The organism is Planktothrix sp. FACHB-1355, assembly GCF_014748295.1.
GTDB classification, from domain to species: Bacteria; Cyanobacteriota; Cyanobacteriia; order Cyanobacteriales; family Aerosakkonemataceae; genus Aerosakkonema; species Aerosakkonema funiforme_A.
The window spans coordinates 1-10,501 of sequence record NZ_JACJUP010000099.1 but is presented as its reverse complement, the minus strand read 5'-3'; the positions used below and the strand labels follow the sequence as shown (position 1 = coordinate 10,501).

The 10,501-nt window shown below is 44.3% G+C and carries 12 protein-coding genes and 1 pseudogene; 4 read left to right on the top strand and 9 right to left on the bottom strand.

Translation table 11 applies throughout. The features are described from left to right. Window positions 1-481: 481 nt before the first annotated feature. The 6 genes from H6S82_RS07155 to H6S82_RS07130 all read right to left on the bottom strand — a co-directional run bounded on the left by H6S82_RS07155 (window position 482) and on the right by H6S82_RS07130 (window position 6,858). Entirely contained in the window at window positions 482-2,125 is a 1,644-nt protein-coding gene (locus tag H6S82_RS07155) for an SWIM zinc finger family protein (protein WP_190465758.1), read from the bottom strand. A 117-nt stretch (window positions 2,126-2,242) separates the two neighbouring features. Then, window positions 2,243-2,467, bottom strand: a complete 225-nt coding sequence (locus H6S82_RS07150; protein ID WP_190465756.1) for a type II toxin-antitoxin system HicB family antitoxin — start codon at window positions 2,465-2,467, stop codon at window positions 2,243-2,245. Beyond that, window positions 2,464-2,688 carry a type II toxin-antitoxin system HicA family toxin gene (locus tag H6S82_RS07145; protein WP_190465755.1) on the bottom strand — a complete coding sequence of 75 codons (225 nt, stop codon included), beginning with the start codon at window positions 2,686-2,688 and terminating at the stop codon, window positions 2,464-2,466. Before H6S82_RS07145 ends, H6S82_RS07150 begins: the two co-directional genes overlap by 4 nt. Window positions 2,689-2,771: 83 nt before the next feature. Next, entirely contained in the window at window positions 2,772-6,008 is a 3,237-nt protein-coding gene (locus H6S82_RS07140; protein ID WP_190465753.1) for a HEAT repeat domain-containing protein, read from the bottom strand. A 93-nt stretch (window positions 6,009-6,101) separates the two neighbouring features. After that, complete coding sequence (locus H6S82_RS07135) at window positions 6,102-6,359, bottom strand: hypothetical protein (RefSeq protein ID WP_190465750.1); 258 nt, start codon at window positions 6,357-6,359, stop codon at window positions 6,102-6,104. A gap of 160 nt (window positions 6,360-6,519) precedes the next feature. Next, window positions 6,520-6,858: a hypothetical protein gene (locus tag H6S82_RS07130; protein ID WP_190465748.1), complete on the bottom strand. Its 339-nt coding sequence runs from the start codon at window positions 6,856-6,858 to the stop codon at window positions 6,520-6,522. 93 nt (window positions 6,859-6,951) lie between these two features. Here H6S82_RS07130 and H6S82_RS07125 point away from each other — a divergent pair, with 93 nt between their 5' ends. The 4 genes from H6S82_RS07125 (at window position 6,952) to H6S82_RS07110 (ending at window position 9,740) form a co-directional block, all read left to right on the top strand. Further along, window positions 6,952-7,197 carry a hypothetical protein gene (locus tag H6S82_RS07125; protein WP_190465746.1) on the top strand — a complete coding sequence of 82 codons (246 nt, stop codon included), beginning with the start codon at window positions 6,952-6,954 and terminating at the stop codon, window positions 7,195-7,197. A 165-nt stretch (window positions 7,198-7,362) separates the two neighbouring features. After that, the gene (locus H6S82_RS07120) at window positions 7,363-7,821 is read left to right on the top strand and encodes an HNH endonuclease (RefSeq protein WP_190465787.1); all 459 of its coding nucleotides are present in this window, start codon (window positions 7,363-7,365) and stop codon (window positions 7,819-7,821) included. Window positions 7,822-7,842: 21 nt separating this feature from the next. Beyond that, window positions 7,843-8,232 carry an alr0857 family protein gene (locus H6S82_RS07115; RefSeq protein WP_190465744.1) on the top strand — a complete coding sequence of 130 codons (390 nt, stop codon included), beginning with the start codon at window positions 7,843-7,845 and terminating at the stop codon, window positions 8,230-8,232. A 128-nt stretch (window positions 8,233-8,360) separates the two neighbouring features. Continuing rightward, window positions 8,361-9,740 (top strand): hypothetical protein, encoded by a 1,380-nt coding sequence (locus H6S82_RS07110; RefSeq protein WP_190465742.1) that lies wholly within the window; start codon window positions 8,361-8,363, stop codon window positions 9,738-9,740. Here H6S82_RS07110 and H6S82_RS32675 read toward each other — a convergent pair. The 3 genes and pseudogenes from H6S82_RS32675 to H6S82_RS32975 all read right to left on the bottom strand — a co-directional run. Further along, window positions 9,718-9,858: a hypothetical protein gene (locus H6S82_RS32675; RefSeq protein ID WP_199315333.1), complete on the bottom strand. Its 141-nt coding sequence runs from the start codon at window positions 9,856-9,858 to the stop codon at window positions 9,718-9,720. The genes H6S82_RS07110 and H6S82_RS32675 overlap by 23 nt on opposite strands. Further along, entirely contained in the window at window positions 9,846-10,061 is a 216-nt protein-coding gene (locus H6S82_RS07100) for a hypothetical protein (protein WP_190465740.1), read from the bottom strand. The genes H6S82_RS32675 and H6S82_RS07100 overlap by 13 nt, the downstream gene beginning before the upstream one ends. 219 nt (window positions 10,062-10,280) lie before the next feature. Beyond that, a pseudogene (locus H6S82_RS32975) lies at window positions 10,281-10,501 on the bottom strand (RNA-guided endonuclease TnpB family protein); the annotation flags it as partial.

The window sequence follows — 10,501 nt, the reverse complement described above, 5'->3', positions numbered from 1 at the left end:
GCCGTGCGGATGGGCCCCAAACCGACCGCCTCGGCGGGGCCGGGGAGCCAACGGTAGAGCATGTGCTGCGGCGAGCTCGGTGGCGGTGGAAAGATGATGATCGCTCAATGGTATCCATATTATTAGTGGGGGAGGGCGAAGCATTCGGATATAAAATTTTGGGTTTTACGTGATAAATTGTCGCCCGAATGCTTCTCCCCTACAAATTTTCTATTTCGATTAATTGAAAGAAAAAATAATGCGCTACTGCCATCAGGTTGCCCCTTCGTAAACATCTCAGGACTAGACCGATCAACTCAAGCGTAGTGCAGGTAGTATCGCTCATTAGTTTCGCGGAAACCAAACCGTAATAGCGATACTACCTGACACTACGCACAGTAAAGAGCGGGCTAGTGATGCGCGATCGAACTAAACGCAAGGACAGCGATCCACTGCCCGGATTGCAAGGCTGTTGGGCCTTCTGGCGTAGCGCGTTAACAAATTACCTGCTTTGACGGAGGTGCTGAGTTCGCAGTGCCAAAATGTGTTCGCATGGGCCTTTGAACAGCTTATTTTGGAAATGCCAATTGCAGGTACATTCTGCATTTATGATACGACTATCCGAGTCGATCGTCAAAGAGGGAGTGTAAGTTTTTTCCTTATCTTTAACATTGCCTTGCAAAATCAACACATTCGACGGATCGCCAGTACAGGAAGTCACCCGCACCGCATTTTGACTCAAGAAGCGAGATGCCTTTTCTTCACGTTCGTTAGCAAAACGTAACTTATCCATCGGTAACGGTTCCCGACTCAATTCCCGCACCCGATACACTTGCTTATTTAAGTCAAAAATAGCACGCCCCGCTTGCGTGTAAGCACTGAGAGCGCTGAGAACGACAGAACGATCGACATTTAGGCGATTGGCGATCGAATCAGGCGTTTGTAACCAATCCCGCTTCAGCATCTCGAAAATAGAGAGTTTTGTGAGGTTGTCTACCTCTGTGCGGGATGTCATCAGGTCAAAATTGCCCGATCGCGACCAGTCGTTAGCAGTCCATCCCGACAATCCCAAGGTGAAAGACATATCGCCCAAATCGGCGACGTAGAAGGAAGGCATACCCGTACCGAGTAGGTGGACGGTAAACTTTTTAGCAACGGCGATGAGACGTTCCAGGATGAGGAGGCGGCGGCGTCCCCAAACGCGGATGACTTGTTCTGAGGTTCCCGTGTAGGGCGATCGCGGACAAACTACCTCGATATTCCACGGTTCAAAAATCACCCGCACTGGTTCCCCTGGTTTTAAATGATACCGCATACTGCGCGGGCCTTGCTTTTCCTTGTGGCGGCGCAAAACCAAACACATATTGTGGATATCCATCGGGTGCAAATCGAATCGGGTCGCCGGTAAAGACATTGCGGAACTTACTTGTAAAAATCCTCTGACCCAGCTATCCGGTAAATCGATTTTGACTTCTTTGAAAGCTTCTTCGTTAGTAGTTTGAACTTCAAAACCTGACGGATCTACTTCTAATTTGGTAGTCTTGTAACTGCGGATTTTCTGAAATTCGTTATACAAGTCGTGGGAATAATCGATGTTAGTTGTACCGCAGGCGAATTCGTCGATATTTTTGAATACTTCGTAACTCGCACCCAGGCGTCCGTAACTGGATTCATCGACGCTGAAGCACTCAAAAAATATCTCATCTGGATGAACTGTGATAACTGGATCGAATAAGAAATACAGGTCTAATTGCTTTTGAAAAACATAGTTGCGAAATTTATCTCTGGCATCGTAATATGGTTTGAGACGCTGGTAACTGTTGTTATTAAGTTCTTTGAGTTCCTCTTGCAGTTGCTTCATACGACTAGCAACTTCTTGTTTTTGGACAGCTACTAATTGCCAGTCTATCTGCATCTGTTTCGCCGCCCATTCTTTGTAAGCGGTTTTGTCTTTTGGTTTAAACCGCAAGTCGGAAACGACGACATCGTGTAAGGCGCTGATAGCTTCGCGAAAAGCAATGTTTTGGCGCAGTTCGCCGATGAAAAAAGTGGGTTCGCGCTTGGTGTCCGGGGAGAAGGACATTTGAGTGCGATCGCCCCTGTCAATTACGGCGGTATTTCCTTTGTAGGCGTAGTTTACTTCCATAGTTTGTTATTCCTCGATCGTTATAGCTAGGGCGTCGGGACTAGGGGAAGAAGAATCTAGAAATCTTGAGTTTGGTGGAATTAAGAACTTTCATTACACCTTAGCGTTTGCTATATTTTAAGCAATCTGAAGCAACTTTCCAAATGTTTGAGGTTCTGGCAGAGGTTTACCGTCTTCTAATGACGATTCTACTAGAAGTTCTAGCACTTCTTGGGCATTTTCCAGCGCTTCTTCGTATGTATCTCCGTGTGTGTGGCAGAATTCTCCCCATTCAGGAAGACTGACGATATAACATTTATCTTCATCTGACCATTGAATTATTATGGTATAGTGATATTTCATTCTTCTTCCTCCTGTTGTCCTTGAATTTGCTGTACTCTCTCAAGCGCATTGTTTACGTCTTTTTCCTGGTACGGTTTAGCATCATTGCTATCATTGCCTGATAGAGTAATAGGTATGGGTAGAAGCGGATGATACCATTTTGTATGACTGCCCTTTCCAGAACGGTAAGTAAATCCTGCTTTTAGTAACAAGTTTTTCAATTCTCTAATTTTTTTAGGCATGGGTGCGATCGCTACGCGCTAACATCAACCTCTCTCTTCCTCCCCCTCTCCGCAGCGGAGAGGGGGTCGGGGGGTGAGGTTTTCTATCTTCTAATTTCCGAAATCGGTTTTACCTGAATCGGTAAGTCAAGATGGGGATAGGTTTTTTTGATTTTCACCATACTTTGAATTGCTGTCGCTTTATCGCCAATTGCCATTGTTACTGATTGTCGGGTGAGTATTTCGGCGACGACTCGCGCTGCTTCCTCTGTTTTTTGCGCTTCTTTATCCAAAAAGGCAAAGATGCGCTGTTTGGCGACGCGACTTTTATTTACACGCGACAGTACAGTTATAAAGTATGGTGTCAACTCTTGCAATCGTTCGGGATTGTTAACTGCGTAGTTTTCCAGATAATTGGTGGCAAACATCTGCATATCTGTTGTGGGATGTTCGCTGAATTTCAGCAGATATTCTTGTCCGTAGGATTCATTGAAGTAACGAATGACTAAATTTCTGCCAAAAGTGCGGACATCTTCGCGCACACTATCGCAAAGACTAACTAAAACGTTGGGTGTCAAATCATCGGCGGTGAAGAATGTATTGAATAGTCTAAATCCAAATTCCCGCGAGTCCTCCCACTTGCACTCGACTATTCGCACTGCGGATAACATTTCCTGTTCGTTTCCGCGCAGGCGATTGAGATTGTGCAAAAACATTTCTCGCGCCGCTTCTCGCACAGACAATATTTCGTTATCCGCCAGTCTAACTATCTCTATTGTCTCAAAATCATTTGCCCATTTATCGCGATTTGCACTCAGCACATAACCGGCTAATTCCTGAGTCGCGGAAGATTTGGCTTTCAGCAATCTCAAGGCTGTATCTTTGGTAACACCAGTCATCCATCCAGGTAAGTCTTCTTTCAGCAAGCGAACGATCGCAACCCGAATTTCCTCTTTTGCTTCCGACCCCATTAACATATCGATCGTCGCTGTTGCCAATCTCGCGGCGAAGTCCGGGTAATCTGCGGAAAGTCGTCGCACTACCGGACGAATCGCATTGCGTATATCTGCTAATTCGTGAGTTAGCATTGTTACCAGCAGCGAGTATTGACTCAGCAAGGTGGGGTCGGGAAGTTGACCGAAAATTCGGATACCTACTCCGCGTACAGATTCGTAGGGAGAATTCATCAAAGAATCGATTAATCCCGGCGGCAAATCGGCGGCGGCGATTTCGTGATTTAATAGAATGCGAGCGCCAAATTCTTGAATTTCTACCTGCGGATGTTCTAGCAAATCGTGAATAACTGACATACCCAAGGTGCGTAGCTGAGGAGTGAAGCAAGTTAGTAAAGTTTCGGCTATGTCTTTTACTTTTTCGCCGATGTTGTCTTGGTAAACTGGGTTGATATCCGATTTGGGAGATAAGGCTAAGATTTCGGTGATGATTCGCGCAATTAGCAGTTTTGCTGCATTTTCCGTAATGACTGAAGAACTCAGGAGTCGGCGTGCGAATTGGCGAGTGTCGGGGTAGTCGCTGGTAACTAAATCTGCGATAAAATTGATATCGGAAAGATAGCGATCGCGTCCTTCTTCAATCCAGCGATAAGCCTCTGCACGCACTTCACCAACTATACAATTTACCACAGCCGTAACCAACTCGCGCTGAGGTTCGGCAGAATTATATAAGTTACGCGCAATCTCAAACCCAAACCTTACCGTCACTTCATAAAGTTTGTTCAGCAATTTAATAGCAGTATCCAGATCTATTTCCGCGCAAAACTGCGGACACGCACCCAATGCTTTGACTGCAAAATGATGCACCGGACGACAGCTACTTGACAAAAGCAAATGCAAAAGTTCTGCTGGTTGTTGTTCCCAAAGTTGCGGAAAAGCTTCTTCCCTGACATCAGGTTCTGGATTTCCCGGTTTGTAGGAATTTCGACAGCGCCACGCTTTTGAATTTTCCTTTAATTCGTAGCGCGGACTATTTTCATAGAGGATGTGGTTAAATGTTAGATAGGCAGCGTAGGCATCCCAATCGCTGTGGGAAGCTACGCGAGTCCAGTTATTAGTGCGATCGTATCGATAAAAAGCTGTCTGCTTGGCTGGTTGAGCATCTGCATTTGAATATTGTAACAAGACACTAACAGCCATTTTAACATAGTTAGAATCGCCTTCTTCACCCAACTGTCGAAGCGTTTGCCAAGTGCGCCGCCGCAAATATTCCTGTGTCTTGTCATTGTAAGCAATCCTGCAATTAGGACGCTTCAGTTCCGCTTCGATTTGATTTCCCAAACTTTCATATTGTCTTGTTTGAGGATTGTATCTACTAGCGTTACTACTTATGTAAGTTCCATCTGGAAGTCTCACCCAATAGCGATTGCTGTGATAATTTGGCTTCTCTTTTTCAAAGCGATATGTCAGGATTCCGAATACTTCTGCATCGTGGCGATATTCAGCCATCTTAAAGATGTGGCGAATTCGCTGGAAGGTGTTAGGCAAAAATCTGACATTCTGCAAAATTTCCAATAAAACTGGACGCACATACTCGTTATCGATTTGGTAGATAATATCGAGTACGACAAAACGCTGGTAATCTTGGCTGTAAAGTGCGGTAACTTGTTGGTTAGTACGATATTCCAAATACCCGCGCAACACATTTGCGAATTCTTCTGCCGTGCCATTTTTAGCTAGTTCGCGCAATTCAGACGGCAATTCTGCTATTTTCTCAGCACGCATTCTTGCTTTTGTCGCTGCATCGGCAAATTTAAATAAAGCTTCCCACGCGATGCGACGAACAAAGTCAGGTTTGTTAATATCCTCATAAATTCGTTGAAGGGTTGGTGTAACTTCCACATTGCCGCACCAACCCAAAGCCCAAACTATGCAATAATCTCTGAGGGGGTCGCCAGTACCGAGAAGTTGGAGAAGTAAAGGTGTAGCTTCAGGGATTTTCAGTTCGCCTGCACGCCAGATTGCTCTTTCTAAAGGCCATTTGTGTGGATTTCGATCGGCTAAACGGTTTAAAATAGCCTGGTTGCGTGCATCTGGATTTTTCTGGCGAACTGCTTTTGGTGCAGTAGTTTCACTTGCAGGCGCAATACTGACATCCCGATAGCCTTTGTTAACCTTTTCTGCAACTAATTTGTCGAAGATTTTCTGTGCTTGGGCCAATGGCACCGCTTGTTCGGTTTTGACGCCTTCCTTGAGATTAGCACCTCGGCGTCCGTAACGAAAGTTGACCGTATATCGGTTTTCTCCAACTTGGCACAAATCGACTTCGTACACTTTATCGGAACTTCCTTCCTGATAGTGGAGGGTTGTTCGTTTGATTAGCTGCATGGTAGTTACCGCCTGCAAATTGCGATCGCAAGTTTCGTTTCTTTATTTTTACATATTTTGAGGAAGCAGAGCCTCTAGAAACATTAATTCTTTCTAATCAGAATCTTGTTGATAGTGAGCGAGGATTTTCTCGGCTTGACTTTCGAGAATTCTTCTGCGTTCGGCTATTGGTAATTTTAAGAAAGCAAGACGTTGTTCTAAGAAAAGATTTCCATCTTCAACAGAATCAGGATTTGCTTCTGGAACTAGAATAACTACTTCGACAGTTTCTCCAACGGAAAGGCTGGGAGATTGAATTTCAATTCTGTTTCCTGGCAAAACTTTTGCCGTTATGTATAAAGTTGATTTCACGACTTCAATTTACCCTTATCGTTCGTCTAGCGTGCCGGAGATTCATTTACATAGGTTTCTCTGGTTCCCAGGTTCTGCCTGGAAACCAGAGAAACTAGAAAACCTGTCGATCGCTCCTCGTGGCGATCGCTCTATTGTTATACTGGCAACAAGTCTGTCTTTAACTGGCTGCCAAACTTTCGACGCTAAGTGGAACCAATTCTCCGTGGCGCGTGAGTCCCAATAACATAGGCTCTTGCGGTCGGATAAACTGACCTGTGAGGACGCAACGTTCTTCCCGTTCTGCTGTCGCTGGAATGCTTGCCCGAATGTCAGACCTCGAAAACTGTGGTTTAAAGGCACCGGATTTCTGCTGGACGTAATTCCACAGGATTTCTCGAATAAGGGCTTGATAGCCTTGGTTGCCAGCCAGTTCTTTGAGTCTATCCTTTAAGTCTCGCTCTAAGCGTATGCTGGTTACGTCCATATCAGTGGTTGCAGTCCGAGTTAAGGCGTGCATGATTTTTCTCCTAAATGGGTGGACAAATCTATAATACAAGTGTAGTATTTAAAAAGTAAGATTTTCAGATAACAGCCTTCAACAATTACAACAGTGAAACTCCAACAGTCCCTATCCACTCTAATGCCCCTCACCCTACGCTTCGGCGGCGGGACAAGCGCCATGAGGCGCTTGGGCGGGGCTATTGGCGTGGATTGCCTGTTTAGGAGTATTTATGGATTAGGAGAACAAATAAAAGAGAGAGAAGACGATTATACGATCGCCAATCATCAACCTAATCCAGGTGCAGATTCAAGCAAACGAAGCGGGGGGTACAGACGAATAGCTGTACCTATATAGAACAAGAAGAACCCAAAGCCTTCTAACCCCCGCTTCCTACCAAACAGAAGCGGGGGTTCTTGTATAAGGAGTGAAGTCGTGACCACAACATCGCAACCTCATAGGCGTAATCCAACAGATGTACTAACGCAGTCGGTAGTCGTGTTCTCAAAGAACTACCTGCCGATGAGTCGAGTCAATATTAAGCGAGCAATTGTCTTGCTGGTAACAGGTAAGGCGGAACCGCTCGATCGTATAGAAGATAACTTTTGGCAAGTGCGATCGCCTTCTTTGGTGTTCGACGTGCCAAAACAAATCCGTCTGACCTTAGCCGGCAACGAACGTCTCTGGAAGGTTCCCCCGGTGAACCGGCGAGAAGTTCTGCGGCGCGACCACTATACCTGCCAATACTGCGGTAGCACCAAAAACCTGACCTTGGATCACGTAATTCCCCGGTCAAAAGGCGGAAAACACACCTGGGATAACGTAGTTACTGCCTGCGATCGGTGTAATGCTCGTAAGGGCGATCGCACTCCGGTACAAGCTGGAATGCCACTCCGTACCCAACCGAAAGCACCGATGCACCCAGTTGTCACTTTTGCTGAACAGTTCTGGCGCGAACAACAGCAACAAAACTTGGAATAGCGGGAGAAACCCGACAACACCATGCTGAAACTCACTTACACCGAAAATGGCTTTCAATTAGAGCGTCTGGCTCAATTCCTTGAAGATTGGGTCACGGCACGAGTGATTCTGTCGCTGCGAGCTGGTTGGCATATTTGCGTCGAACCTAGCACAGCTTCGTTTCTGCTGCCTGCCGATTTACCTGGAGTCGATCGTTTGGAAATCGAGGCGCAGCGCGAAGACTCCGAAATCATCTCTGTCTGTGCTTGCGATGCAGAATATGTCGAAATCGGTTTGCGCGGCAATTGGGTTTCGGCAGGTACGGAGAAAGATGAAGGCGTGTTCGTGGTCACCTTGAGCGATCGAACTGAGTTCTTCTTGTTCAAACTCTGGCAAGAATCGCAAATCGCCGCCTCTTGCGTGAGTGAATAAAATCTCTTGTGGGGTGGGCATCTTGCCCGCCCTTTTTGTTGTTTAATTTTATGTATATTTTCCGGATCGTGACTTCAAGTATTAGTATGTCATAAAGTATTTTATCACCATTTAACTTAAATATAAAAATGAAATCTATGGATTCGTCTTTTGAATCATTCCCATCAGCCCTCATGCCAATTTACCGAAATGAGCAGTCCAACCAACCTATTCAGCTATATCAAGGCGAGTTAGAAATTACTCAACAAAAAACCGTGATTAAAGGGAACGGTAGCGTATTTTTTGAATGGCTTCCTTCTCCAAAGGTTAAATTTGATTTTTTACCCTATACTGAATCACCATTAGAATTAGAGCTAGAACAAGCGAATTTAAAATTATCAGATAGCACTTTGACAAAAGTTTCTATTTGTTCTGAAGATATTTCTGAAGATATTCTTAGTTCTCGTTTTTCTGGCATACCCAAAAAAGGAATTATATTAGGTGACGGACAAGATTTATCTTATGTTATCTTTCATTTGACTAATTTTCACCCCTTTCTTGGAAGCTGTATATCAGCAAAAAGCTTAGGAGTAAAGCATATATACACAGGTAGATTACAGATGGAAGCATATGGATGGACTGTCACTATCGACAGCCTTCCAAACATAGACGACATCATCAAAACTATTAAATCTCAAAGAGGCTATGCTATAACCCATGTAGGAAAGCTAGAACGTGCCGACAAATCAGCTTTTCCGTCAGATGATGCTAATAAATTTTTGGAAGGCTTATCTTACTTCTTATCATTTTCCAGAGGCTTCTGGATTGCTCCACTTCTGCAAGTTGGTCATAACATAAAAGACGAAAAGGTTTGGGAAAAATGGAAGTCTTATAAATTATCACCTTGGCGGAAGGATATCGAATCTTGGTTTTCTGATGATGCAAATGGTGAAAATATTAGTAGAGCTTTTCCCGGCTTCTGGCATTGCTGGAATAATGATACCTGGAAGGAGCCTATAAGGTTAGCGATTCACTGGTACATGGAAAGCAATGCTCAAGCAGGAGCAATACAAGGTTCTATTGTTTTACAACAAGCTGCCTTTGAACTTCTTTCTTGGGTTCTTCTTGTAGAAGATAGAAAAATTATCAGTCCAGGTAGTTTTAATGAACGAAAAGTAAGCGCAGCAGAGAAGCTAAGAAAGCTTTTTTCAGAAATCGGTATTCCATCGAAAATTCCTGAAAATTTTCAGGAATTAGGTGAATTTTCCAAAGAAGAAGGCTTAAATTGGGAAGATGGCCCACACGCTTTAACAGAAATACGTAACAGTATTGTTCATGCTGGTCATCCGAAAAAGCGCAATAAAATTTCCAAACTCCCATCGTTAGGAAAATCTCAGGCTTGGAAACTTGGCCTTTGGTATTTAGAACTTGTGCTACTATATCTCTTTGATTACGAAGGGGACTACTTCAGCCGTGTAACTGAGAAAGAAGAGTCTGTCCCTTGGACTAAAAATAGACTTCAGGCTTAAACTTAATAGTCAAACGTTTGATAGTGACATTAGTTGTGGGATTTTCCTCGATAAAGTAAATCAGCGGCGCACTATCCAATCCCACAACTCGTCCCTCTAGCTGGGTTAACCATTCCATGAGTCTCTTTCCTGATTGACATATTCTTGTGCATCAATCCCTTTCCAGATTTCCTTACCCAACCCGCGCAACTCCATAATGCTACGCTTTGGTTTAGCCGTAACTCGGTGACGAGCTACCGATATCAAGTCGTCTATCAGTTGCAGTTGCTCCTCTGGAGTGAGTTCTCTTGCTTGTTTTAGCACTTTTATATAATTGGACACAGGCTTTCTCCTGTAACTCTCTTGTTCTGAGTTTAATACACAGATATCGACTGATGCTACGAAAACCAATTCCTTGCACCCCTTGCCTATTTTTTCCAAAATGACATCATAGAAGAAGCAAGTGACGATCGAAGACAATGCAGAAACAACTAAAACAAATAGTTGTATCCGATCCAAAGGTAATGATGGGCAAACCGCTCAAACTTTACTTACTCAAACCTACTCACAGGCGGAAAGTGCAGTCATTCGTAGTGGGTCAAGCACCAGAGGGTTAAACGGCAAACCCTTTATTCCTTGGTCTAAGACATCAGGAATTACTTTTCTGGTAATATTAAATGACCCATTCACATCGGCATTTAATAACCTACCATTGGCTGTTTTATACAATCCTCTCGCTACTCTATGCCCCTGAAACACGGGTTTTTTTTCCCCATATTTAG

Excerpts from the sequence above, each read along its gene's own strand:
- H6S82_RS07155 (WP_190465758.1), bottom strand. The coding sequence starts at position 2,125 with ATGGAAGTAAACTACGCCTACAAAGGAAATACCGCCGTAATTGACAGG.
- H6S82_RS07150 (WP_190465756.1), bottom strand. The coding sequence starts at position 2,467 with ATGAAATATCACTATACCATAATAATTCAATGGTCAGATGAAGATAAA.
- H6S82_RS07145 (WP_190465755.1), bottom strand. The coding sequence starts at position 2,688 with ATGCCTAAAAAAATTAGAGAATTGAAAAACTTGTTACTAAAAGCAGGA.
- H6S82_RS07140 (WP_190465753.1), bottom strand. The coding sequence starts at position 6,008 with ATGCAGCTAATCAAACGAACAACCCTCCACTATCAGGAAGGAAGTTCC.
- H6S82_RS07130 (WP_190465748.1), bottom strand. The coding sequence starts at position 6,858 with ATGCACGCCTTAACTCGGACTGCAACCACTGATATGGACGTAACCAGC.
- H6S82_RS07120 (WP_190465787.1), top strand. The coding sequence starts at position 7,363 with ATGAGTCGAGTCAATATTAAGCGAGCAATTGTCTTGCTGGTAACAGGT.
- H6S82_RS07115 (WP_190465744.1), top strand. The coding sequence starts at position 7,843 with ATGCTGAAACTCACTTACACCGAAAATGGCTTTCAATTAGAGCGTCTG.
- H6S82_RS07110 (WP_190465742.1), top strand. The coding sequence starts at position 8,361 with ATGAAATCTATGGATTCGTCTTTTGAATCATTCCCATCAGCCCTCATG.
- H6S82_RS32675 (WP_199315333.1), bottom strand. The coding sequence starts at position 9,858 with ATGGAATGGTTAACCCAGCTAGAGGGACGAGTTGTGGGATTGGATAGT.